Origin of the sequence: uncultured Porticoccus sp. (genome assembly GCF_913061305.1) — a bacterium.
Classification (GTDB): Bacteria; Pseudomonadota; Gammaproteobacteria; order Pseudomonadales; family Porticoccaceae; genus Porticoccus.
The window spans coordinates 247,772-272,990 of record NZ_CAJXST010000002.1 but is presented as its reverse complement, the minus strand read 5'-3'; the positions used below and the strand labels follow the sequence as shown (position 1 = coordinate 272,990).

Here is a 25,219-nt window from a genome sequence, read left to right as displayed (position 1 = left end):
AAACGCTGAAAGAAAAACGCAAAGAAAAGAAAGAAAAAAGAACCATCTCAAGCCTTTAACGTTAGCGAGCGGGGGTGTCAGGCACCCCTGCTCTATCTTTTCCCTGTCTCAACCAAAAATAGTGCCCGCAATACTCCCTTGTCCTTTTCCCAAGTTAGCGCCATTCGTCAAAATTGCTTGTAACAAAACCGTTCCTTGCCCATCTTATTGATATTGCTGAATCACAAGTTTGTGTCAGTCCAGCAACTGGCCGCAAACTAACATGAACTTAAACACTGAAAGGAATGCCCTGTGCATAGAACCACCAAGAAGCTGATGATTGTCGCCGCTGTGGTTATCGCGATGGCAGCGTATTTCTTCCTCGATCTCGGGCGATATCTGAGTCTGGCTTACTTGCAACAACAACTGGACATCATTCACAGCTTCTATGCGGAAAACCGGCTGTTGAGCTGGCTGATTTTTCTGGTGGTGTATGTGGTCGTGACTGCGCTGTCGATCCCCGGCGCTGCTGTCATGACGTTGGCGGGCGGCGCTATTTTCGGGTTTGTCACCGGGTTGTTGCTTGTCTCCTTCGCTTCGGCCATCGGTGCCACCCTGGCCTTTCTGGTGGCCCGCTACCTGTTGCAGGATTGGGTGCAGCAGCATTTTGGCGACCGCTTGAAAACCATCAACCAGGGCATGGAAAAAGACGGTGCCTTTTATTTGTTTACCCTGCGGCTGGTGCCGGTCTTTCCATTCTTTCTGATCAACCTGGTGATGGCGCTGACGCCTCTGAAAACCTGGACATTCTACTGGGTCAGTCAGGTGGGAATGCTGGCGGGCACCGCCGTCTATATCAACGCCGGCACCCAGGTGGCACAACTGCAAAGCGCTGGGGATATTCTCTCCCCCAAGCTGATCGGTGCCTTTGTTCTGCTGGGACTGTTTCCCTGGATTGCCCGCGCCCTACTCGCGCCCCTGCAGCGCGCGAAGGTCTATCGCGGCTGGAAAAAGCCCAAACATTTTGACCGTAATCTCATCGTGATCGGCGCCGGCTCAGGTGGTCTGGTGAGCGCTTATATCGGCGCTACCGTCAAGGCCACCGTCACCCTCGTCGAGAAGGAGAGCATGGGTGGCGACTGCCTTAACACCGGCTGCGTGCCGTCCAAAGCCCTGATTAAAAGTGCCCAGGTAGCCTCAATGGCCAGCCACAGTCCGGACTACGGCCTGAAACCGCTGCAACCGGAAGCCGATTTCGGCGCGGTAATGGATCGCATCCAGAGGGTGATCAAGGCCATCGAACCCCACGACTCGGTCGAGCGCTACCGCCAACTGGGGGTGGATTGCCGCCAGGGTAGCGCCCGACTGGTTTCCCCCTGGGCGGTGGAAATTACCGGCAACGAAGGGAAGCAGACCCTGACCGCACGCAATATCATTATCGCCTCCGGTGCCGCCCCACTGGTGCCGCCCTTTCCCGGACTGGAACAAATTGATTATCTGACCACCGAGACCCTGTGGAAAATCCGCAACAACCCGGGCCGTCTGTTGATTCTCGGTGGCGGCCCCATCGGCTGTGAACTGGCCCAGGCCTTTGCCCGCCTCGGCACCCATGTCACCCAGGTGGAAATGCTGCCACGCATTTTACCCCGGGAAGATGACGATGCCACCAAGCTGGTGGCCGATGCCCTGCGCCGGGACGGCGTCGAGCTGTTGCTGAACCACAAGGCGGATCGCTTCGCAGTGGAAGGTGGCGACAAAGTACTCTATACCCAACACCAGGGTGAAAGTGTGCGCCTGGTATTTGACCAGATCCTGATTGCCATCGGCCGCAAAGCCAATACCGACGGACTGGGGCTGGAAGCACTGGGCATAACGACCCATAAAAATGGCACCATTACCCTCAATGCGTTCCTGCAGACCCGCTTTCCCAACATCTACGCCGTCGGCGATGTGGCCGGACCCTACCAGTTCACTCACACCGCCGCCCACCAGGCCTGGTATGCCGCCGTCAATGCACTGTTCGGCCGCTTTAAAAAATTCAGGGTGGATTACTCGGTGATTCCCTGGGCCACCTTTACCAGCCCGGAAGTGGCGCGGGTGGGGCTGAACGAACAGGATGCCGCTGAACAGGGTGTGGAATTCGAGGTGACCCGCTACGGCATCGACGATCTGGATCGGGCCATTACCGACGGCTGTGCCGAGGGTTTCGTCAAGGTGCTGACCCGGCCCGGCTCAGACCGCATTCTCGGGGTGACAATTGTCGGCAACCATGCGGGAGATCTGATTGCAGAGTATGTGCTGGCAATGAAACACGGACTCGGTCTCAACAAGATTCAGGGCACCATCCATATCTACCCCACCCTGGCGGAAGCCAACAAGTTTGCTGCCGGCGAGTGGAAAAAAGCCCATGCGCCGCAGGGGTTGTTAAACCTGGTGGAGCGCTACCACCGCTGGCAGCGCTAGGCATCGGCATCAACAGCTCAGATTTTTCAGCTATGAGGTAATGTGTATGACAACAGATAGCCTGGATCAATGCGCTGACACCGGCAGTCGCCTGCTTTCTCCGTTGCGAATACTGGTGCTGTGCACCGGCAATTCCGCCCGGAGTATCATGGCCGAAGCACTGTTTAATACGATTGGCTCACCGCTTTTCCTGGCATACAGTGCAGGCAGCAAGCCCACCGGGCGGGTAAACCCGCTGGCGCTGGAACAGATCCAGACACTGGCTGATAGTGCCCCGGAGGCTTATCGCAGCAAAAGCTGGCATGAATTTATCGGCGCTGGAGCACCGGTTTTTGATGTGATATTGACGGTATGCGATAACGCGGCAGCGGAAGACTGTCCACTGCTTGACGGCACCATTGAACACGTGCATTGGGGACTACCCGATCCGGCGGCGATTCACAATGATCCGGTGGCCGCGAAACGCGCTTTTACCGAGTGCTTTGCCTCACTCAAGAAACGTGTTCAAAGTCTGCTGGCTTCACCAGGCGATCACAATGCCTCTGCCAAACACCTGCTCACTGCAATGAAACGCTTTGAGTAAAGGCATCCGCCCGGAAGTACCAGCGGCAGAAGCACCGACCTTAAAGCCGTAGATTGAAGACCTTGGCACACAGCCAGTAAAGCCCCTGAGCGGCGGCTTTATGCCATGAATCAGCGGGCACCCACTGCTTTATCCATAGCCTGCTGACTGGCCAGGTATTCCTCATAGGTACCCTGGAAATCAACCAACGTGCGATCCTTGATTTCAATCACCCGGGTCGCCAGGGAGGAGACAAATTCGCGGTCGTGACTGACAAAAATCAGCGTGCCGTCGTAGTGCTCCAGCGCCATATTGAGCGCTTCAATCGCCTCGATATCGAGGTGGTTGGTGGGCTCATCGAGAAGCAGCACATTGGCGTCGGTCATCATCAGCTTGCCGAACAACAGGCGGTTTTTTTCACCACCGGAACAGACTCGTGCTTTCTTGTTGAAATCATCGGCGCTGAACAGCAGGCGGCCCAGTGTGGCGCGGACAATCTGGTCATCGTGGCGGGGTTTTCGCCACTGGCTCATCCAGTCGAACAGTGTCAGATCACAATCAAAGTCCGCTGTGCTGTCTTGGGGACAATAACCGAGCGCTGCGTTTTCCGACCACTTGATTTTGCCGTGATCGGGGGTCAGTTCGTTCATCAGGCAACGCAACAACGTGGTTTTGCCGGCACCGTTTTCGCCGATAATGGCCAGTCTGGAGCCCGCCTCCAGGATCAGGTTGCCCTTGCTGAACAGCGGCCCGCCATCAAACCCGTGGCCGAGATTTTCCAGAATCAGTGACTGGCGATGGAGTTTTTTCTCCTGCTTGAAGCGAATATAGGGGCTCATCCGGCTGGAGGCCTTCACTTCATCGAGTTTGATCTTTTCGATCTGCTTGGCCCTGGACGTCGCCTGCTTGGCCTTCGAGGCGTTGGCCGAGAAGCGGCTGACGAATTGCTGCAAATCGGCAATCTGGGCAGATTTTTTGGCATTTTCAGAATGCAGGCGCTCTCTGGCCATGGTCGACGCCGTCATAAAATCATCGTAGTTACCGGGATAGAGGCGCAGTTCGCCGTAATCGATATCGGCCATATGCGTACAAACGGCGTTCAGAAAATGGCGGTCGTGGGAAATGATCACCATGGTGCTCTTGCGCTCGTTGAGAACCCCTTCCAACCAGCGAATGGTGTTGATATCGAGGTTGTTGGTGGGCTCATCCAGCAGCAGGATATCCGGGTCGGAAAACAGTGCCTGGGCCAGCAAGACCCGCAACTTCAGACCGGGGGCCACATCACTCATCGGACCTTCGTGCAGGGCTTCGGCGATACCCGCACCCAACAGAAAATCGCCGGCTCTGCTCTCGGCGGTATAACCATCCATTTCGGCAAACCGGGCTTCCAGTTCCGCCACCTTCATGCCATCGGCATCGGTCATTTCCGTCAGGCTGTAAATCCGGTCGCGCTCCTGCTTCACTTCCCAAAGTTCCGCGTGGCCCATGATGACCGTGTCGATTACCCGGTATTTTTCGAAGGCAAACTGATCCTGGTGCAGCGTACCAACCCGCTCATTCGGTGTGATGGACACGTTGCCGGCGGTGGGCGTAAGACTGCCGTCCAGAATTTTCATGAAGGTGGATTTACCACAGCCATTGGCACCGATCAGGCCATAGCGGTTACCTTCACCAAATTTAACGGAGATGTTTTCAAACAGCGGCTTGGCACCAAACTGCATGGTGATGTTTGCGGTCGAGATCAAGGGAATATCCTGGGCGCGATAAAACGAAAAAGATGGTGTGACGAAGGCTGCGGACTATACGCAGTTGTCGGCAATGCGTCGAGGGGTAGCCAAAAATATTTATAAAAAACAATGAGGTTTAATGGTTCTCTGCTCTCTCAGCCGGGCTGGACAGGCGTCATTCACGCATAGACTGTAAGTCGTCGGAGCTAATCACCTTCCTCTGCATCACGACGACGCTGTTGCCGTTCCTCCTCTTCACTGAGGGCATAGCTGATCACGTCCAGAACCTCTGTCACATCAGCATTTTGCAGATCCTCTGCAAAATAACCGGACAGTGGCACATCGGGATGCAAGTCACCGGCCTCATATAACGCCCAGATTTCCTTGCCAAACCGGGTGTCCAGCAATTCGGGAGCGAACTGGGCGTAATACTCGGTAATTTTCTGAACATCGCGCTCCAGCATAAACTCTGCGTGATTATTGGCAGAAGCATCGACTGCCTGTGGCAAATCAATGATCACCGGGCCAGACGCATCCTGCAGCACGTTAAATTCAGACAGGTCACCGTGTACCAGACCGGCACAAAGCATGCGCACCACCTCACGCATCAATAAGGCATGATCGGTGATAGCCTGCTGGCTGGACATGGTAATTTCACTGAGTCGTGGCGCCACATCGCCGTCGCTGTCAGTGACCAACTCCATCAGCAATACACCGTCGACACAGCCGAAAGGTTCCGGTACCCGCACCCCGGCGGCAGCCAGGCGATACAAAGCTGACACCTCGGCATTCTGCCAGGTTTCCTCCTGCTGCTCGCGACCGTAACGGGTACCTTTTTCCATGGCTCTGGCACGGCGTCCACTGCGCACTTTTCGGCCTTCCTGATACTGCACGGCTTTTTTGAAGCTGCGTTTATCCGCTTCTTTATAGACTTTCGCGCAGCGGAGCTCTCCGCCACTGCGCACCATGTAGACAGTTGCCTCTTTGCCACTCATCATCTGGCGGATGACTTCATCCACCAGACCATCGTCAACCAGAGGCTGTAAACGTTTCGGAATTTTCATGGCGCCTTATAGCATATTTGCCGGTGGATAAGTTGGTTTCCAGGGTATAAAGCCCGCGTGAAACAGGGAAAGGCTGTATCCGTTGGACTCAATAGATACTGAACAGCAGGAAGACGGTAAGCAGTACCACAACCCAGGTCACGACACTGCCCGTTGGCCAGGTGCGCGCCAGCATCCCTTCGGGACCATGGTGCCGGCCTATATAGGTCCAGATGATGGAAAACACCCGGTTAGATGCATTTCGCAAAGCCGTATTGAGGCAACTGAGCAGACAGATCAACCGATTCATCAGAGACAGGATAAGCCGACGATACACCCAGTCAAAGTCAAGACTGATGGTCAGAGTGCGCCTCATCAACGGCAACAAGGCAAAGAAAGCCAGCCCGGAGAACAGCAGCAGTTGCAGCTGGGTCAGCAGATGGGATGCGGTGTAGGGCACATAATCCACAGGGTAAGGGAGCAGGCGATAGAGCCACTCCGGGAAAATACCCAGCAAAATACAGGCAGCGGCCAACAGAACCATGGCTGCGCGCATATTCCAGGGCGGATCCTTGGGCCGTAGCCCCGAGTCCTTCTGGAAAAACACGAACCAGGGGAACTTGATACCGGCGTGCAGGAAAACACCAGCGGAGGCGGCCAGCAACAATAACCAGACCATCATCAAATGCTGGTCGGCGGCGGACTGGGAAATCATCGATTTGGAGATAAAGCCCGAGGTAAACGGAAATGCCGATATCGCCAGGGCACCGATAATGCCGCACAGTGCAGTGAGCGGCATCGAATGGTAGAGCCCGCCCAGTTCACTGCACTTGCGTCGCCCGGTCATATACAGCACAGAACCCGCGGACATCAGCAGCAGTGCCTTGTAGATAATATGGGCAAAGGCATGGGCCGACGCACCATTGATGGCCATTTCAGTACCGATACCGATACCGCAGACCATGAAACCCACCTGGTTGACGATGGAATAGGCCAGGATTCGGCGCATATCGTTTTCCAGCAGGGCATAGATGATCCCGTAGAAAATCATGTAGAGACCAATCCAGATCAGGATTTGCTGACCCGGGAACAACAGTATCAGTGCCAGCACAGCGGTTTTGGTGGTGAACGCGGATAAAAATACCGAGCCACTGGGGCTGGATTCCGGGTATGCATCCGCCAGCCAGGCGGATAATGGCGGTGCCGCAGCGTTAATCAACACACCTATCAGGATCAGCCAGCCATCAATATTGGTCAGCGGGATCGGCTGAATCTCAATGGAACCGGTGTGGACCATCACCCCCTCAATACCGATTTTCAACAGTACACCGCCCACCAGGTGCATGATGGCATAGCGTATCCCCGCTTTCCGCGCACCCTCGGTGCCACCACACCACACCACGACGGTCGAGAAAATGGCCATCAGCTCCCAGAACAGGAACATGGTAATCAAATCCCCGGCAAAGGAAACGCCGATAGCACCCGCCGCATAGGCCTGGGCAGCGGCGAGCTCCCACCACTTCGCCTGGCGGAAGGCAAACAGCCCACCGACAAACGCCATGATGGCAAAAATAGTTGCAAACAGGCGGCGCAGGGGGCTCGACTCAATCAGCTGAATTTCGTAATTGAGAAACTGTGCGGTCAGCTGAATACCGTCGCCCATCTGCCAGATGGCATAGAGTGTCAACAGCGGTGTGCCCAGCACAATCAACGGCCGCAACGGAGCCCTTATCGGCCCGATCAGGAAAGCGCCGAGAATGAGAATGAATGCGGGCGGAAAAATTAATTCAAGCATCGTCGTCGTAATAATTATCGGGCCGTTTCAAAAGGTATCCGAGCAGTTTCGCGAATACCACCATCAGGGCACATGAAAGAAAACCAAAAGCGGCGCTGAAACCGAACCATCCGTCAAAACCGAAGTGGCCGTGTACCGGGACAAACAGCTGAACGACAACCGTCGCAGCCAGGATCAGGCCAAAACCCCACCAGAGTTTTTTATGATTTTCCGGCCGGTAGAGCCAGCTTTTTTGCACGCCATTTTGTGCGCTGTCACGGTTGTTCATCGGGGCACCCCCAGCACTGCCATTTCAAAGGCAACCAACGGACCATTCAGGAAAAATACCAACAGCGTCAGCAACGCCGTGACACAGATTGCCCCCACCATGGGCAGCGGCGCCTCGCCATGGGGTTTCGGTGGCGCAACCGACTCCTTGCGAAAGTAAGCCCGGAAAATAATCGGCAGAAAATAGGCCGCATTGAGACCGGTAGAAAGTGTCAGTACCACCAGCACAAAATAACTGTCAACCTGGAATGCACCGGCGATCATGTACCACTTCGAAACAAAGCCCCCGGTGGGCGGGACACCGATCATACTGAGCGCTGCTATGGCAAACGCAGCCATGGTAATCGGCATCCGAAACCCGATGCCATCCAGCTGGTTGATCTCGGTTTTTTTGCTGGCTATATAGATCGCCCCCGCCGCAAAGAACAGCGTGATCTTGGCCACCGCGTGGGCGACGATATGCACGATAGCGCCGATTTCCGAGAGGGGGGTGAGCACCAGAACCGCCAGCACGATGTAAGACAACTGCGAGACCGTCGAATAGGCCAGCATACGTTTTATATTGGTTTGCCGGAGGGCCAGTATGGAGGCCACCACAATGGTAAACCCAGCGATATAGACGGCAATCACTTCGTGTGGCACATCCACCAGAAAGTCGAGCCCGAAAATATAAATCACCACTTTAGCGATGGTGAACACACCGGCTTTCACCACAGCCACGGCGTGGAGCAGGGCAGACACGGGCGTCGGCGCCACCATCGCAGCGGGCAGCCAGCGATGCACCGGAATCAGCGCGGCCTTGCCAATACCGAACATGAACATCAACAGCAGGATGGTGGCGCCAATACCGCCGATATTGCCTTCGAGGATACCGCCGGAACGGAAATCCAGGGTGCCGGCAACAAAATAGGTCCACATCATGGCCGGTAAAAACAGCCCGATGGAAGTCGCCAGCAGAATACCGAGATACGTTCTTGCTCCGGCGCGGGCCTTGTCGTCACCCTTGTGGGCAACCAGCGGATAAGTTGACAGGGTTAGCACTTCATAGAACAGAAACAGGGTCAGCAGGTTGGCTGAAAATGCCACACCCATCGCCGCGAAAATTGCGACGGCAAAACACACATAAAACTGGGTTTGGCGCTTTTCCTGATTGGCGCGCATATAACCAATCGAATAAACCGAAGTGACGATCCACAGCCCACTGGCCACCAGCGCAAAAAGAATCGACAGGGGTTCCGAGTGAAGAGCAATGTGCAGGCCGGGCAAAATCTGCCACAACTCCACATAAAGCGCAGCGGCCTCATCTCCACCGCGTTCGACAGCACCGAACACCTGTATGACCAGATAGAAGAGCAGGCCCGCCGTGGACAGGGTCATCGCTTCCCTGAGGTTGGGCCAGCGGCCACACAGGGCGATCAGCAACGCCCCGCAAAGTGGCACGACCAGGGTAAGTTGCAGGGCCAGAAGTGCTGTCACGGGCCACCTCCGAACAGCATTTGTGCCGCACTATCCGATAGATAGACTGGCAGGCGCGTATCGATTCCAAAGTAGATATTGGCCAGTGCCAATATGGCGGTTGGAATCAACAGCGACAGCGGTGCTTCTCCGCGGGATTCCCCCTCGCCTTCCCGAAAATAGGCCACTTCAATCAGTCGCCAGATATAAATAACAGCGAGTAGGGAACCCAACAGCACGGCAATAATCAGCGGCCACCAATCGCGTTCGAACGCCGCCAGAATCAGATACCACTTGCTGATAAAGCCAACCGTGCCGGGCACACCAATCAGACTCAGACCGCCAATCACGATAATTGCCATAGTCCAGGGCATACGCTGGCCCAACCCGGCGAAATGCCGTATATCGGCACTGCCGAAACGAAACACAATCGCAGCCAACGCCAGAAAAAGCGCACCCTTCATCAGAGCATGGTTGAACAGGTGCAGTAGCGTTGCCTGCAACCCGGTGACAGTGCCAATGCCAATACCAATAATCATGTAGCCGATCTGCGCCACACTGGAGTAGGCGAACAGGCGTTTCACATTGGGCTGCTGGATAGCCACCAGCGATGCCACGAACACTCCCACCAGGCCGAGCACCAGAAATATGCTGTGCAGCGGCAACACGGACGCGGCAAACCCGACACCGAACACCGAAAAATGAAAACGGATCAGCAGATAAACCGCTACTTTAGTCGCCGTAGCCGCCAAAAATGCAGTCACGATTGACGGCGCGTAGGCATAGGCATTGGGTAACCACAAATGCAGTGGGAACAGTGCCAGTTTCAGACAGACACCCACCATCAGAAAGGCGAATGCCGTAAAGGCTGTGGCAGAGCTTTCCAGCGCCGGCAACCGATTCGCCAGATCCTGCATATTCAGGGTACCGGTGAGGCTGTAGAGAAAACCGATGCCAATCAGGATGAACGTGGCACCGATCGTGCCGACAATCAGATACTGGTAGGCAGCCCACAACGCGCGTCGGTCCCGACCCTGGGCAATCAGCGCATAGGTTGCCAGAGAAGAGATTTCCAGAAACACAAACACATTGAAAATATCACCTGTGGCGACAATGCCCAGCAGGCCCGCCAGACAGAGCAAATAGAGCACATAAAACAGCGGTTGTCTTTCTGACGGAATTTCTATCCTGATGGCCGTATCGGCAGCCAGTATCATCAGTGCGCCAATGCCACTGACAATCAGCAGCACATAGGCCGACAGCAAATCAATACGATACTCAATACCCCAGGGGGCATCCCATCCGCCCAGGCTGTAGCTCAGCACACCAAATTGATGAACCTGGAACACCAACAGCCCACTGATGACCACTGAGATAAAACTGGCCATGCAGGCAAACAGCCAGGCGGCGCGAGCCCTGTCCAGCAACAAACAGGCCGGTGCTGCCAGCAGGGGCACAATCACTTGTAAAATGGGGAGATGACTCAGCACCGCAGATCTCTTTCCTGTAACTCTTCTTCCTCAACCGTGCCGTAGGCATTCTTGATGCGGACCACCAGCGCCAACGCCAACGCCATGGTGGCGATACCCACCACAATGGCGGTGAGAATCAGCACATGGGGTAGCGGGTTGGAATAGACACTCACGCCCTCGGCAAGGATCGGGGCACTGCCCCCCTCTACCTTTCCGACACTGATATAGAAGATAAAAACAGAGGTCTGGAAAATATTCAGGCCAATCAGCTTTTTGATCAGATTACCCTGCACGATGACGATATAAAAACCAATCATCATCAGGACGATTACCACCCAATAGTTATAAAGCTCTGGCAACATTATTCAGCCTCAGCTCGACCGGTGGCATAACCGGCAAATGCGTAAAAAATCAGAATCATCGCAGCGGCCACGGTGATACCAACCCCCAACTCAATACTGAAAATACCGATGTGCCGACCGACAACAGGATCAGTGGCAAGACGACTGTAGTCCAGGTAATTCACGCCAGTCAAAAAGCTGACAACCCCCACGCCACCGTAGAGTAAAACCCCGAATGCCGCCAACAATCGCAGGATTGACGGTTTGATCGCAGCCTGGGCCTTGACCAGACCAAACAACATCGCGTACAGAATAATCGCCGCCGCAAAAATAACTCCAGCCTGGAAACCACCACCCGGGCCATATTCGCCGTGAAACTGGACGTAGAGAGCAAACAGCAACATAAGAGGAATCAACATCTTGCTCACCACCCGCAGAATCATATGACTGCGCATTGTTTCAACGGCGTTTGCCGGGGAAGGCTGCTGACGTTGCTCCCCCGGCGTCAGCATAATCAACACACCCACCACCGCCGTGAAAACCACCACCACCTCTCCCAAGGTGTCAAAAGCACGGTAGTCCGCCAACACCGATGTCACCATGTTGGGAATACCGATCTCAGTGGGAGACAACTCAATATATCGTGCAGCGACGTGAGTGTGTGCGGGAGCATCAAGAGAACCAAAGGCCGGCATATCCAGGGTGCCCACTATCATCAGGGCACCGGTCACCAGCACCAGAAAAAATGCCGCCCGCGGTCGGCGGTGGACCGTCTGTTCATAGCGACCGGCCACGGTCAGTGCGGTCAACATCAGCAAGGGGAAAACCCCTGCACCCACAGCCGCCTCGGTAAAGGCCACATCCACGGCATCCATGGAAACAAAGAAACTGGCTGATAACAGACCATAGATCCCAGCCAGCATCACGCAGGCGAACAGATCCCTCTGCCGGGCAATGGCCAGCGCGGTGACTACCAGAAGTAGCAGTAGCGTAATATCCAGGACTAGTTCGATGGAAATACTCCCGTCGTCGTCAGTGTTATCCCTGCAAAGGCATCACTAGGGGATCGGAGGAAAGCAATGATCTTTGCCCGCGTCCGGCTTGGGATACCAAAACTATCGTTCATTTTTCTCATCGACCAGTGGCTGAAGTTTTCCATGGAGCGCCGCTTTTGTCAGTGCGTGACTCGCAACCGGGCTGGTAATCAGAATAAACAGTAAAATCAACAGCAACTTGAATGACATAATACTCCAACCCGCAAGCAACATAAGGCCGAGTAGAATCAGCGTAGTGGCCAGTGTTTCCGTAACACCCGCGGCATGCATCCGGGTAAAAAAATCGGGGAACCTGAGCACACCGACAGCACCAGAAATGATCAGAAAAGCACCAAGCAGGAGACAGGCAGAACTCAACACAGCCACAATGTCGGCAAGCATCAGAGGGAGCCTCCCTCTTCGCGGTGACTGTATTCAAAATATCTGAGCACACCAACAACGCTGATGAAATTGATTAATGCGTACACCAGTGCAATGTCCAGAAAATCGGGCCTGCCAAACAAAAAACCTATTACTGCGATCAATAATACAGTTTTGGTGCCGAACAGATTAACGGCCAGAATGCGGTCGTAAATAGTGGGTCCAAGCAACGCACGGATAATCGCCATCACCATCACAACCAGAATTGCCACTGCACATGCAATCAGCATCTAAAGCTCCAGATCTGAAACGCGCCGGTTCATTTCATCACCCTTCAGTTCGGCAATACTCTCTGCTGTCAGGGCGTGTACCAGCACTGTAGCGCCCTCGATATCCATCGATACTGTGCCCGGCGTCAGGGTTATGGAATTGGCGTAGATGACTTTTCCCATGTCGGTCTTCTGGCTCAACGGCAGCCTGGCAACACAGGGGCTGATCGATTTATTGCCCAACCAGATGCGCTTCACCACATCAATATTGCTGAGAATAATTTTACCCACCAGCCAACAGTAGAAAAACGAGATATGCCCGCTCAGATGAAGGGGCTGGGATTCGTGGTCGACCACATCCATACGATGGGAAACCCAGACGGCAAACACCACGGAAAGCGCACCGAGCGACAAAAACAGCGGCGAATAGTAGCCGGAATTGCCCAGCCACAACACCATCAGCACAAAGGCAAGGCTCAGGCAGTGTTTCATGATAGTCCTTCGATGATCCGCATGAGATGGGTATTAATACCTCGTTATAGTTATTAATTTTTTTAAATCCCGGCAATACTCTATTTACTGGAGAAGGGCTTGTCGAGCACTACAGCCAGAATATCTTTGGCATTCCGATTTAGCTTTATCAACACTGCACTTGACCAGAAGCCCTTCTGGTTACCCAAGGCTACTTTACTATTAATTTTTGTGGCGATGTCGTCAAGTGTCATCTGACGGGAGAAGCAATAGGGGTTTTTCTCAGGAATACCCTTATCAATCGTCTGCCCCAAAGCTCTGGCTTGCAGGGCGCTTTGCTCAAAGGTTGAATTTTGTTCGCCCGGCAGCATCAATTTTTCAATACTAGTCAGAGACAGCTGAGCAAATGCCTGGCAATTTGCGACATCAGAACTTGTAATATCAGTAACCGGACAAAAGGAGTGTATTGGGTTTCCGCAGAATTGAGCGGGTGAAAGAAATTGCGGCGACGCCATTTTGTCCAGCGCACAAACATTTGTCACCACCACGCCCCATAACGTCATGGAGACAAATATCAGTCTCGACATTCGTTTCAGTACGGTAACCATAAGGCCCCTACTTGTTATAATAATTTGCCGGTTACTTGCCCGTTATTCCCATAAAAAAGCATTGCTAAAAGCATTAAAAAGTATGTCAAATAAGCATCAGATTTGCACACAATATTTTACGATGAAGAAAAGCCTGAGAGGATAACCCCCGGCCCCGTCAGGCCGACAGATGAACCCGGCTGACAGACAGGCTGATCATAGCCTTTATTCACAGTCACCCAAACGCAACTCAACATTGGCAAATGCATCATCCGTCCGGCGTGACAGCGGTAGATTTGTCTTCATCCCGCAATGCGGCCAGAGCACCGGAAAGCTCGGAAAATATTTTGCAGTTGATTCCGTCCGGGCGGAAGCCGGCCCGCGACAGTGTTTTCAATGGCTGGAACTGAAAGTCTGCCAGAAATAGGCGGGTACCGGATGCGCGGCAAGTATCAAGCAGTTTATAGAGCGCCGCCACTCCGCCAGAATCGAGAATCGATACGCCATCCAGATATAGCAGAAGACCCTTTTGACCCTTGCCCAACTGCGCCAGCTCACCGAAGACACGATCTGCCGCCGCAAAGAATAATGGGCCATTTATTTTTAGTACGCGCCAGCCGTCAGGAATATCCCCGTCGACCATTTTTTTATTGCGGGAGATATCACTGATTTTTGTCATTTCGGCAATCTCTTTCATGAACAACAAAGACGCCAGAACAAGACCCGCAGTGATCGCAATCACCATGTCAAACAATATGGTCAGGGAGAAACAGACCGCAAAAACCAGCACATCGCTCGGCGGAGCGGTTTTCAGCAGGTGCGCTATCCGGGAGGCCTCGCTCATTTTCCAGGCAACGACCACCAGCAAAGCGGCCATGCTGGCCATTGGCATATAGGATAAAAGCGACGAAAGCCATACCACGGCAGCCAATACCACCAGTGCGTGAATCATTGGCGCGACCGGTGTCACTGCGCCGGCCTTGAGATTGGCCGCCGAACGGGCAATCGCAGCCGTGGCTGTAATACCGCCGAAAAAGGGCGCGACAATATTGCCAATACCCTGCCCCAGCAATTCACTGTTAGCACTGTGTTTGGTACCGGATGCACGATCCAGTACCACTGCGCACAGCAGTGACTCAATGGCCGCGAGCATCGCGATGGCAAAAGCCGCCGACAACAGATCCTGCGCTACTGGCCAACTGAATACCAACGCTGTTTCACCGGGTTGCGTTCTTTGCCAGGGCCATTGCATATCCGGCAATACCGATGAAATACCCGCTCCGACCGATCCATCGGGAAGCACAAAGCTGAAGGTAGATCCAACCGTGGCAATACCCGCACCCTGCTGGTTCAGTGCCACTGCCACCAGGCTGCCGACAACCACTGCCGGCAGATGCCCGGGAACCGGGGTTTTCAGCAATGGCCAGAGCAACATAACCAGCAATGTGACCAGCCCCGTGATCAGACTCCATAACGAAAAATCGGGCAGGGCGCTGATCAGCGCCAATACTTTATCGGTAAAATGAATCGGCATCTCCGCAATATGCAAGCCCAGGAAGTCCTTGAGCTGCAAGACGGCAATCACAACCGCAATCCCCCCGGTAAAACCGAGGGTCACCGGTTCCGGAATGTATTCGATGTAACGTCCGAGTCGCAACAGCGCCATCACGACCAGTATGATACCGGCCAGGATGCTCGCCACCAGTAAACCGGGCAGTCCATATTGCTGGACAACCGGATAGAGAATGACGACAAAAGCTGCGGTAGGACCGGAAACGCTGAAACGCGAGCCGCCGGTCAGCGGGATAACGAAACCCGCAATAATGGCCGTATAAAGCCCGTACTGTGGCGCAACACCACTCGCGATTGCCAGCGCCATGGCGAGAGGAATGGCGATAATGCCGATGGCGACGCCAGCCATGGCATCCTTGAAAAAAACCGTTGAGTTGTAGGGAGTATCGCTCAGGGATGTACGCAGACCGTGGGCGATCTTTAGTGAAAAGAGGTGCGCGCGATGGGCCATAGAGAAAACCTGAAGCGGCAGAAACTGTTGAGTTTACGAACCAGACAAATTAACATTCAATTAACATAATAACTGAAAACCGCTCCAGCGAGAATCACCTGATGGAAAATCGAACTGCCAGATTGACGCTACTGATTGACCCGAAGAAAAAAGCCGTCTTTGAACGACTCTGCGCCAACGAAGATGTCACCCCTTCCCAAAAGATTCGGCAATTCATCCGGGAATATGTCGAAGACAATCTGGGGCCTGACTGGCGAAATGAAGTCTTTGGCGATGAAGACAAAACTGGCTGACAGTGCTGTAGACCCCATCCCTGCACGGCACAACGAAGCCTTGATCAGCTGATTTGTTCGGTAAACGGCTTGCCTGTCAGCTCCAGAATAATCTCTTTTTTGCAGGTCAGGATTGTCACCTGATTTTCATTGCTCCAGTCCATGCTGACCAGATCATCCATGAGTTCATCATCCAGCGCATCTGGCTGATTGCTTTCGGCATAACTGATAATCTCGGGGAAGACGATACGCAGGGACGGCTCTTCATCTGCAGGATCGTTGAGACACTCAATAAAGAGCAGGCGCACATCGACATCGTAAACAAGGTTGTAGATATAGGGGGACGTTTCGCCCAGGAGTTCGGCAGTCAGCGTCATAATGTTTCTCAACAGCGTTGTATGGGCGACTATCGTACCCTATTTTGTGACGCTCTATTGGATTGGTGAGAACAATCTTGCCAATTTTGTCAACGCGAGGAATGCCGAACTGCGTTTTTCCAGCGATTCGACCGTCAATGGCCGACAGCCGCTGAAATCGTCCAGCAACATCGCCTCCACCTCGCCGGCAAATGCCCGGTCCCTGACCATCACGGTAATCTCGAAATTAAGGTGAAACGAACGGTTATCGAAATTGGCGGTTCCCACATACGCGCGATCACTATCCACCAGCACAACTTTCTGATGCAGGAAACCGCGCTGATACTGAAAAGCCTGAATACCGGCATGCTGCATATCCATCAGAGCGGCAAAGGAAGATAACTGAACAAGCCGGTTGTCGGTAATACCCGGCAGCATAAGCCGCACCTCCACACCGCGCAGCGCAGCCAGCTTCAAGGCATTGCTGATGGATTCATCGGGGACAAAATAGGGGCTGACAATCCAGATGCGCTCCCTGGCGCTGTTGAGGGCATTTAAAAACATCAACTGACAGGAGTCCAGCAGATCCGCCGGGCCGCTCGGCAGCACCAGTACCCGCTGATCATTCGGCATCCCCTCCGGATGCCAGTTCATGGCGGGCACCTCGCCGGTCGCCCAATACCAATCCTCCAGAAAGGAAACCTGTGCACCTTTCACTGCCGGGCCTTCCAGTTGGACATGCGTATCCCGCCAGGGTTTGAGACGAGGATGGCGGTGGCGATACTCATCGCCGAGATTGGCTCCGCCAACAAAGGCACACCGCCCATCCACGACAACCACCTTGCGATGATTGCGAAAATTGATTTGAAAACGCCGACGTTTACGCCAGCGCCAGGTACGAAAGGACTCAATGGTGATCCCCGCTTCCCGGCAGACTCGCAAATAACGGCGCGTCAACTTGAAGCTGCCGATTGCGTCGAAGAGAAAATAAACCCTGACGCCCTGGCGGGCTTTTACCGCCAGCCGTTGTAGAAGTTCGTTGCCCAAGCGGTCGTCGCGAACGATATAGAACTGCACCAGTATGTAGTCTTCGGCACTGTCTATCGCCGCAAAGATACGCTCGAAAATCTGCCCCCCATTGATCAGCAATGACACCCGGTTGCCGCGGGTGAATGGCATCAGTGCCAACTGCTCAAGAAGCTGAACCGCGGGCGAGGCCTCTCCGGGCAGACTGAAGTCCTGTGACATTTCCGATAACAGTTTCTGGGCGATCCGCTGTATTTCCAGATCACCCCTGCGGCGTGCTTCCACGTAGCCATAGAACCGCCGCTGCCCGAACAGGAGATAAACAGGCACCACCAGCGGCGGTAAAAAAACCAGTCCCAACGACCAGGCAATGGCCCCCTGGGTTGTGCGAGCTTTGAAAATGGCCTCGATTGCCAGCACCACACCCAATATCACAGTCAGAATATAAACTGGCAGCCAGAACTGACCGATCCACTGCCAGCCCTGACCAATCAACACCAGGGGCGGCCAGAGCCAATGACCCACTGGTTAGTCTCCCCCGCTGGTCGAAGGTGGACTATCAGGATTGGAATCACTGGTGGCGAGGCCCGCGCCACACCATTTGCAAAAACTGGCATCCCGGTCATGACCTGCTTTGACGCAGTTGGGGCAGGGATACAGGGATTTTTCCCGCTGCATTTCACCGGCCAGTTCAGCCGTGATGATGCCCGTGGGAATGGCAATGATGGAATAACCGGTCAGCATCGCCAGCGTGGCAATAATTTGCCCTGATACTGTGTGGGGCGTGATATCGCCAAAACCCACGGTGGTCAGGGTCACGATGGTCCAATAAATACTCTTGGGGATACTGGTAAAGCCATTTGCGGGGCCTTCCACGACGTACATCAGGCAACCGAACAGTGTGCTCAATACCAACACACAGAAAAAGAAGATAAAAATTTTCCGCCGGGCCTGATTGATGGAGCGCATCAGCACATCGGCTTCAGACAGATAGCGAACCAGCCTCAATACCCGAAAAACCCGCAATACCCGCAACAGGCGGATAATGAGCAAATAATGGGCACCGGTAAAAAACAGGGCCAAGTAGGATGGGATAATAGAAATCAGGTCAATCAGACCATAAAAGCTGAACAGGTATTTGCGGCGGTTGGGGGAGCAGAAAATACGCAGGCCATATTCCACCGTGAACAGCGCTGTAAAAAACCATTCCACAGAAAAAAACAACAGCGCGTAACGGCTACTGAGAGATTCAACTGTGGTCAGTATGACGGCCAACACACTGGTCAAAATGGCATAGATCAGAAATATATCAAAGCGTTGCCCCGCCTTGGTATCTGTACCAAAAATGATCCGGTAAAGCTGTTCGCGTAATTGCTGTTTTCCCATAGTGTGTCCGCGACTCCCCTTTGTTTTTTTGATAATAGGCCGACCTACCGACAGATTGACCAATCCTAATGGTTGCAACCCGGTTTGGGTAGTAAAGACGGCTGCCAAAAATTCGACCATCCCGCTTCCGCCCATGCTATCACCACCTATACTTTAGCCATGAACCTGCCAACCACCCTGCCCAAAACCACGAGCTCGCTGATACGAGTGGTGTTTACCCTCCTCAATCTATCCCTGTTATCCTTACATTATCGAGAGCGACAACAGGGTCCATTACAGCTGGGTTTGCCGGCGACTGGTGCATTACTCTGTATTGGCTTTCTTCTTATTCAAATCTGGAGCTGATCATGACATTACCCCGGGAAATGGCATGTATTGAAATTGGCAAACCGGGTTCAGCGGAGGTGCTTACTGCAACCCGTCGCCCTGTGCCCACGCCGGGTGATAACGAGGTGTTGATTCGCGTGCGGGCTGCGGGTGTCAATCGGCCTGATGTTCTGCAGCGCCAGGGGCGATACCCACCACCGCCAGGAGCCTCGGATATTCCAGGTCTGGAGGTCGCCGGGGAAATTGTGTCCGTCGGCAGGAACGAAGCGAACTGGCAGGTGGGACAATCGGTGTGCGCACTCCTCAATGGCGGCGGTTACAGCGAGTATGCCATTGCCCATGAAACCCTCTGCCTACCCATACCCGCGCCCTTCAATCTGATTCAAGCCGCGGCCATTCCGGAGACATTCTTTACGGTCTGGAGCAATCTGTTCCAGCAGAACACCCTGCAGCCCGGTGAAACCCTTCTGGTTCATGGCGGCAGCAGCGGCGTCGGCACCACCGCCATTCAACTGGCGAATATGCTGGATCATCGCGTGTTCACTACGGCTGGCACCGATGAAAAATGTGACTACTGCCTGCAACTCGGTGCCGAAGCCGCCATCAACTACCGGAAACAGGATTTTGTTAAAGAGGTGAAAGCGCTCACGGGTGGTATCGGTGCAGACGTGATTCTCGATATGGTGGGCGGTGACTATATCGGCAGGAATATCCATGCCGCAGCCTTTCGCGCACGCATCCTGTCAATCGCGTTCCTCAAGGGTTCCAGGCTGGAAGTGGACCTGATGCCCGTCATGCTGAAACAACTGGTACTGACCGGCTCTACCCTGCGGGCCCGCCCGGTATCGGAAAAAGCCGCGATAGCCAGGTCTGTGCTGGATAAGGTCTGGCCATTACTGGAAAATGGTGCCATTGCGCCGGTTATCAATGAAACTTTTCCACTGGCCCAGGCCGCCAAAGCCCATCAACTGATGGAAAGTAGCGAGCATATTGGCAAAATTGTACTCACACTGGACTAACTGTCCTGAACTCTGGAAAACCCTGTCACCATGAGTAAAGAATCCCGTCTTGTTTATTCCACGGAGAGTGGACGTATCAAATCCAACAATCCTGTCCCGGCCAGACCTGCCGGTGATGGCATTGTGCGGATCCGCCGTGAAACCAGCGGCCGAAAAGGCAAAGGCGTAACCACAATCAGTGGTCTCGAAATGAGCGACGGCGAGCTGAAGCCCCTGGCAAAAAAACTCAAGGAACTTTGCGGTACCGGGGGTTGTGTCAAAAACGGCATTATCGAGATTCAGGGTGACCATCGTGAAAAGATTCGTGACACGCTGGCCAGTCAGGGCCATACCGTAAAGTTTGCCGGGGGCTGATCGATGTCGGTAACCGCGCCTTACGGTAGCTGGGCATCCCCCATTGTCCCCGCGTTACTCACTAGCGCTGTGCCGGGGTACGCCTGGCCTCGAGTGGATCGCGGCAATCTATACTGGCTGGAATCCCGCCCGTGGGAAAACGGTCGATCGGTCATTGTACAAAAAGACCCGAAGGGTAATGTTCGGGACGTTCTCAATCCACCCCTCAGCGCCCGCAGCAAAGTACACGAATACGGCGGCACACCCTACCTGGTGGCTGACGACATGCTTTACTTCTGCCTTCAGGACGATCAGCGTCTCTACGCTCAGGACCTGAGTGTGCGCGATTCAATCCCCCTGCCGCTCACGCCGGAAAGTGACTACCGATTTGCCGATTTTTGTCTGGATCGCAAACGCCAGCGGCTGATTTGCGTGGCAGAAAACCATGCACAACCGGGTGAGCCGGAAAATCTTCTGGTCTCGGTGCCACTGGACCGGTCAATGGCCATTCAACGGCTTTGTGAAGGCGCAGACTTTTACGCTTATCCAAGGCTCGACAACCACAGTGAGCAGCTGTGCTGGGTCAGCTGGAACCATCCGGATTTACCCTGGGACAACACCCAGCTCTGGCTGGCAGAACTGGATGCCGACGGTAACCCCAGGACACCACGCCTGCTTGCCGGTAGCGGCCTTGAATCGATTGTACAGCCCTGCTGGTCACCGGATAACCGATTGTGTTTTATCTCCGACCGCGACAACTGGTGGAATCTGTACCGCTGGGACCCCGATAGCGATCAGACCTCGGCCCTGTTGCCGATGGTGGCCGAGTTCGCCACCCCTCTCTGGGTATTGGGCATGTCCAACTATGGTTTCTGCGACGACGGGACACTGGTCTGCAGTTATACACAGCAGGGGAGCTGGCAACTGGCCATGTTACCGCCCGGCAGCCAGACACTGCAGCCGGTTTCAACCGACTACGCCCAGATCTCTGACCTCTATTGTGAGGGCAATTGCGCATGGCTGGTGGGGGCATCCGCCAACCGGGGAGCAGAGCTGGCACAATTGGATATCGGCGAGAGGGATACTCAACCAGGCCAGCTCAGTGTATTGGCCAGGAGCAGTTCACCGGCTATTCAATCGGGTTATCTGTCCAACCCCCAACCGGTCAGCTTTCCAACCAGCGGGGGAGACATCGCCCACGGATTCTTTTACCCACCGGCCAACCCCGGGTTCAACGGTCCGGTCAACAGCCTGCCGCCGCTCATCGTCGTCTGCCATGGCGGTCCAACCGGGGCGACCGGTTCCGCCCTCAACCTGAAAATCCAGTACTGGACCAGCCGGGGCTTTGCCGTACTGGATGTCAATTACCGGGGCAGCACCGGTTATGGACGTCGATACCGGCAACAACTCCAGGGCCAGTGGGGTATCGTCGATGTGGAAGATGTGACCGCAGGTGCTCGCTACCTGATCGAACAGCAAAAGGTCGATCCACAAAAAGTTGCTATCCGGGGCAGCAGTGCCGGCGGCTATACGGTGCTGGCCGCACTGTGCTTTCGGGATCTGTTCAAGGCGGGAGCTTGCCTGTACGGTATTGGCGACCTCGAAACACTGGCCCGCGACACCCATAAATTCGAGTCCCGCTACCTCGACCGTCTGGTGGGTCCCTATCCGGAAAAACAGTCCATCTATCGTGACCGCTCCCCGCTTTACCACGCAGAGAAGTTCCATTGCCCGGTGATTTTTTTCCAGGGGCTGGACGACCGGGTGGTACCACCGGAGCAAGCGCTGACCATGGTCAACGCACTGAAAGAAAAACACCTGCCCGTGGCCTATCTGCCCTTTGCCGACGAGGGCCATGGTTTCAGAAAGGCGGAGACGATCCGCCAGGCACTTGAGGCAGAGCTGTATTTTTACGGCAAGGTTTTCGGCTTTACCCCCGCGGATGAACTGCCAGCCATTTCCATACACAATCTTCAGGAATAGACTGCTAACCCATGGGCAGATACCGGCCACCCGTCGCCAGAAGCGCACCCTATATCACACCGGAGGGCGCTCGGGCATTGCGGGAAGAACTGCACCAGCTTTGGAAAGTGGAGCGCCCAGTGGTCACGGCCGCCGTCCATGAGGCCGCCAAAAATGGCGATCGCTCGGAGAATGGTGATTATATTTACGGCAAAAAACGGCTGCGGGAAATTGACCGGCGGGTACGCTATCTGAGCAAGCGGCTCGATGAACTCACCATCGTGGACCGACAACCCGAGAACCGCGACAAGATTTACTTCGGTGCCTGGGTCACCCTCGAAGATGCGCAGGAAAACCAACATCGCTTCAGGCTGGTGGGTGCCGATGAAATTGACCCCGCACAACATAAAATCAGTATTGATTCACCACTGGGACGACAACTCCTGGGCAAGTGCCTCAATGATGAGATATCTCTGGCCATCAAGGGCACCGCGGCGCTGTGGCTGATCAGTGAAATCTGTTACACACCCCGCGCTGGCAACCGGGAAAAACCGGCTGTGGATTGATTGGTACAGACCGTGCCTCTGGAAATATTTCCCTGTTCTGCCAACTGTTGCGATCAATCCTGATCGCCCTGGAGCCCAGGATTTTCGGAAACGTGACTGCTGGCTTCAGCCGTTTTCACCGGATAGTCTTTCAGGAACACGCCGTGTTCACCATCTTTCAACACCCGATGAATCAGCCACTCACGGGGCACCGTGTCACGCTCCACATCCAGCAGATCTATAAATTCCTCAGGAATAGGCTGTTTATCACTGTCGAGCACCAACTTGACGTTGGGCAAGTGGCGTTTTTTGGTTTGTGAGGAAAGCACAATACCGACATAACCATTCCCTAACTCGACGATTGTCCCTGGCGGGTAGGGGCCCATCAGCTGAATAAACTCCAGTGCCAGGCCCTCATCAAAGTGGGTACCGCGATGCCGGTAAATCTCTTTCAGTGATTCCAGAGTAGATCGGGCTTCGTCATAACAGCGCTCACTTGTCATGGCATCAAAAGCATCCACGATGGCAATGATGCGGGCATAACTGGACAACTCGTGAGCAAACAATCCGCGAGGGTAGCCCTTGCCGTCCATTCGCTCATGATGATTGATGGCTACATCGATAGCAGAACTGAGGCTACCCTGAGACTTCATCAGCAGTTTGCGTCCTTCCTCAGGGTGAGTCTTCATTAAGACAAACTCTTCTTCAGTCAGCTTGCCTGGCTTATTGAGAATCTTGTCCGGTATCTGCATCTTGCCCACATCGTGCAATAGACCACCAACTCCGAGATTGATCAGCTCATTCTCGGGTAGCCGGAGATGACGGCCAAACGCGATGGCGAGGATACAGACGTTCAGGCAATGCTCCATGGTGTAGTAATCCATGTGCTTGATTTTCACCATCCATAACAGCGCGCTGGGATTGCGCAAGATACTGTCAATGCAATTGCCTACGACATCTTTAGCCCCCTGAGTATCCAGGACATTGCCGAGCCTGGCCTGCTCCAGCAGGTTTTCCACCTGGCTATGGGCGGCCTGGTAGGCCCTGCGCGCCACGGGATGTTCCTTTTCCACCGTGTTCTGCGCTGGGTACTCCGGCCGGGAATTCATTGCCTGAATAAGCGAAGAGCTGTCATTATCAACGCGCGCTCTTTTGTGCAGGGTATTACCACCGGAGCTGGCGGCTACACTGCGCTTTGAACGGCCAAAACTGGCTCTGAACGGATCTTTCTTTTCACCCCAAAGGCGGCCTTCCTTTTCCACAAACACGTAATCACAGTACTCCTGCAATTTGCGAATTTCAGAGGGATGACGTATCACAAAACCCTGCAACAAAAACGGTGTTTCCAGCCAGGGGCGATCCAACTCAGTCACCAGCATGCCCAGCTTCAAACCGCTGACCGGCACACGAATAAAATTTGATCGATCGAGAAACTGGTTACTCATGTCTAATCCCTGATATCGGTGTGATGCAACAGACCACTGAAAAAAAGCTCAATCGGCAAACATCCTTTCACGTGCGTTGAGTCTCACTGCAACCTCCTGTTTTAAATAGGGTACCAGTTCAGCTTCAAACCATGGGTTTTGAGCCAGCCAATATCGATTGCGAGGCGAGGGATGAACCAGAGGCAGGGTACCCGGCAGGCAAGCCCGCCAGTGGCGGACCCGCTCAGTGAGCGTCCGGTGTTGTGTATCCTCAAGATAATAGCGCTGGGCATATTGGCCGATCAACAGGGTCAGGGATATCTGTGGCAACCGCTTCAGTATCGCCTCATGCCAGGTGGGCGCACATTCTGCCCTGGGTGGCAAATCACCGGATTTTCCCCGCCCCGGATAGCAAAAACCCATCGGCACAATCGCAAAAAATCCCGCGTCGTAAAACTGTGCTTTGCTGACCCCAAGCCACTGGCGCAACCGATCGCCACTGGGATCATCCCAGGGAATACCACTGGCGTGCACCCGGGTCCCCGGCGCCTGGCCAATCACCAGGATCTGGGCCGTCGATTCCGCGCGCAATACCGGCCTAGGCCCCAGCGGCAAATCCCTGCACAGGGTACAGGCTCGCACCTCGGTCAGCAGATCCCGAAGCACCAAGGCACCGCCCTCCGCCACGGGATGACTCACG

General features: G+C 54.3%; 25 protein-coding genes. 7 read left to right on the top strand and 18 right to left on the bottom strand.

Annotated features, from left to right (window positions below; genetic code table 11):
• Positions 1–291 precede the first annotated feature (291 nt).
• The gene (locus tag QZ516_RS03345) at positions 292–2,442 is read left to right on the top strand and encodes an FAD-dependent oxidoreductase (protein ID WP_365332775.1); all 2,151 of its coding nucleotides are present in this window, start codon (positions 292–294) and stop codon (positions 2,440–2,442) included.
• 46 nt (positions 2,443–2,488) lie between these two features.
• Complete coding sequence (locus tag QZ516_RS03340) at positions 2,489–3,025, top strand: arsenate reductase ArsC (protein ID WP_297186181.1); 537 nt, start codon at positions 2,489–2,491, stop codon at positions 3,023–3,025.
• Between the two features lie 110 nt (positions 3,026–3,135).
• Here QZ516_RS03340 and QZ516_RS03335 read toward each other — a convergent pair whose 3' ends face one another.
• The 13 genes from QZ516_RS03335 to dauA all read right to left on the bottom strand — a co-directional run bounded on the left by QZ516_RS03335 (position 3,136) and on the right by dauA (position 15,869).
• Positions 3,136–4,749: an ABC-F family ATPase gene (locus tag QZ516_RS03335; protein WP_297186178.1), complete on the bottom strand. Its 1,614-nt coding sequence runs from the start codon at positions 4,747–4,749 to the stop codon at positions 3,136–3,138.
• 188 nt (positions 4,750–4,937) lie between these two features.
• Entirely contained in the window at positions 4,938–5,795 is an 858-nt protein-coding gene (locus QZ516_RS03330) for a PA4780 family RIO1-like protein kinase (RefSeq protein ID WP_297186177.1), read from the bottom strand.
• Positions 5,796–5,883: 88 nt separating this feature from the next.
• Positions 5,884–7,569 carry a Na(+)/H(+) antiporter subunit D gene (locus tag QZ516_RS03325; RefSeq protein WP_297186175.1) on the bottom strand — a complete coding sequence of 562 codons (1,686 nt, stop codon included), beginning with the start codon at positions 7,567–7,569 and terminating at the stop codon, positions 5,884–5,886.
• A complete protein-coding gene (locus QZ516_RS03320) occupies positions 7,562–7,837 on the bottom strand; it encodes a hypothetical protein (protein WP_297186173.1) in 276 nt (91 codons plus the stop codon). Before QZ516_RS03320 ends, QZ516_RS03325 begins: the two co-directional genes overlap by 8 nt.
• Positions 7,834–9,312 carry a monovalent cation/H+ antiporter subunit D family protein gene (locus tag QZ516_RS03315; protein ID WP_297186171.1) on the bottom strand — a complete coding sequence of 493 codons (1,479 nt, stop codon included), beginning with the start codon at positions 9,310–9,312 and terminating at the stop codon, positions 7,834–7,836. Before QZ516_RS03315 ends, QZ516_RS03320 begins: the two co-directional genes overlap by 4 nt.
• Positions 9,309–10,781 (bottom strand): monovalent cation/H+ antiporter subunit D family protein, encoded by a 1,473-nt coding sequence (locus QZ516_RS03310; protein ID WP_297186168.1) that lies wholly within the window; start codon positions 10,779–10,781, stop codon positions 9,309–9,311. Before QZ516_RS03310 ends, QZ516_RS03315 begins: the two co-directional genes overlap by 4 nt.
• On the bottom strand, positions 10,775–11,125 hold the full coding sequence (locus QZ516_RS03305) for a cation:proton antiporter subunit C (protein ID WP_297186165.1): 351 nt from the start codon (positions 11,123–11,125) through the stop codon (positions 10,775–10,777). The genes QZ516_RS03310 and QZ516_RS03305 overlap by 7 nt, the downstream gene beginning before the upstream one ends.
• Positions 11,125–12,099, bottom strand: coding sequence for a Na(+)/H(+) antiporter subunit B (locus QZ516_RS03300; protein WP_297186432.1), 975 nt, complete (start codon positions 12,097–12,099; stop codon positions 11,125–11,127). The genes QZ516_RS03305 and QZ516_RS03300 overlap by 1 nt, the downstream gene beginning before the upstream one ends.
• A gap of 120 nt (positions 12,100–12,219) precedes the next feature.
• Positions 12,220–12,540: a monovalent cation/H(+) antiporter subunit G gene (gene mnhG, locus QZ516_RS03295; RefSeq protein ID WP_297186163.1), complete on the bottom strand. Its 321-nt coding sequence runs from the start codon at positions 12,538–12,540 to the stop codon at positions 12,220–12,222.
• On the bottom strand, positions 12,540–12,809 hold the full coding sequence (locus QZ516_RS03290; protein WP_297186160.1) for a monovalent cation/H+ antiporter complex subunit F: 270 nt from the start codon (positions 12,807–12,809) through the stop codon (positions 12,540–12,542). The genes mnhG and QZ516_RS03290 overlap by 1 nt, the downstream gene beginning before the upstream one ends.
• Positions 12,810–13,280: a Na+/H+ antiporter subunit E gene (locus tag QZ516_RS03285; protein WP_297186157.1), complete on the bottom strand. Its 471-nt coding sequence runs from the start codon at positions 13,278–13,280 to the stop codon at positions 12,810–12,812. It abuts the gene before it with no gap.
• 80 nt (positions 13,281–13,360) lie between these two features.
• Positions 13,361–13,867, bottom strand: a complete 507-nt coding sequence (locus tag QZ516_RS03280; RefSeq protein WP_297186155.1) for a hypothetical protein — start codon at positions 13,865–13,867, stop codon at positions 13,361–13,363.
• Between the two features lie 247 nt (positions 13,868–14,114).
• On the bottom strand, positions 14,115–15,869 hold the full coding sequence (dauA, locus tag QZ516_RS03275) for a C4-dicarboxylic acid transporter DauA (RefSeq protein WP_297186152.1): 1,755 nt from the start codon (positions 15,867–15,869) through the stop codon (positions 14,115–14,117).
• 101 nt (positions 15,870–15,970) lie between these two features.
• Here dauA and QZ516_RS03270 point away from each other — a divergent pair, with 101 nt between their 5' ends.
• On the top strand, positions 15,971–16,162 hold the full coding sequence (locus QZ516_RS03270; protein ID WP_297186149.1) for a CopG family transcriptional regulator: 192 nt from the start codon (positions 15,971–15,973) through the stop codon (positions 16,160–16,162).
• A 44-nt stretch (positions 16,163–16,206) separates the two neighbouring features.
• Here QZ516_RS03270 and QZ516_RS03265 read toward each other — a convergent pair whose 3' ends face one another.
• The 3 genes from QZ516_RS03265 to QZ516_RS03255 are packed head-to-tail and all read right to left on the bottom strand — an operon-like array spanning position 16,207 to position 18,909.
• Positions 16,207–16,518, bottom strand: a complete 312-nt coding sequence (locus QZ516_RS03265) for a hypothetical protein (protein ID WP_297186146.1) — start codon at positions 16,516–16,518, stop codon at positions 16,207–16,209.
• Between the two features lie 54 nt (positions 16,519–16,572).
• Entirely contained in the window at positions 16,573–18,048 is a 1,476-nt protein-coding gene (cls, locus tag QZ516_RS03260) for a cardiolipin synthase (RefSeq protein WP_297186143.1), read from the bottom strand.
• A gap of 3 nt (positions 18,049–18,051) precedes the next feature.
• Positions 18,052–18,909: an ion transporter gene (locus QZ516_RS03255; RefSeq protein ID WP_297186140.1), complete on the bottom strand. Its 858-nt coding sequence runs from the start codon at positions 18,907–18,909 to the stop codon at positions 18,052–18,054.
• A 347-nt stretch (positions 18,910–19,256) separates the two neighbouring features.
• Here QZ516_RS03255 and QZ516_RS03250 point away from each other — a divergent pair, with 347 nt between their 5' ends.
• From QZ516_RS03250 to greB, 4 genes are read left to right on the top strand one after another with little or no spacing between them, the layout of a single operon-like run.
• Positions 19,257–20,255 (top strand): NAD(P)H-quinone oxidoreductase, encoded by a 999-nt coding sequence (locus QZ516_RS03250; protein WP_297186137.1) that lies wholly within the window; start codon positions 19,257–19,259, stop codon positions 20,253–20,255.
• Positions 20,256–20,285: 30 nt separating this feature from the next.
• Positions 20,286–20,609: a stress response translation initiation inhibitor YciH gene (gene yciH / locus QZ516_RS03245; protein WP_297186134.1), complete on the top strand. Its 324-nt coding sequence runs from the start codon at positions 20,286–20,288 to the stop codon at positions 20,607–20,609.
• A gap of 3 nt (positions 20,610–20,612) precedes the next feature.
• Complete coding sequence (locus QZ516_RS03240) at positions 20,613–22,571, top strand: S9 family peptidase (protein ID WP_297186132.1); 1,959 nt, start codon at positions 20,613–20,615, stop codon at positions 22,569–22,571.
• An 11-nt stretch (positions 22,572–22,582) separates the two neighbouring features.
• Positions 22,583–23,116 (top strand): transcription elongation factor GreB, encoded by a 534-nt coding sequence (greB, locus tag QZ516_RS03235; RefSeq protein WP_297186129.1) that lies wholly within the window; start codon positions 22,583–22,585, stop codon positions 23,114–23,116.
• 53 nt (positions 23,117–23,169) lie between these two features.
• Here the strand turns inward: greB and QZ516_RS03230 are convergent, their stop codons facing one another.
• Complete coding sequence (locus tag QZ516_RS03230) at positions 23,170–24,540, bottom strand: HD-GYP domain-containing protein (protein WP_297186126.1); 1,371 nt, start codon at positions 24,538–24,540, stop codon at positions 23,170–23,172.
• A gap of 48 nt (positions 24,541–24,588) precedes the next feature.
• Positions 24,589–25,218 (bottom strand): uracil-DNA glycosylase family protein, encoded by a 630-nt coding sequence (locus tag QZ516_RS03225; protein WP_297186123.1) that lies wholly within the window; start codon positions 25,216–25,218, stop codon positions 24,589–24,591.
• Between the last annotated feature and the right edge of the window lies 1 nt (position 25,219).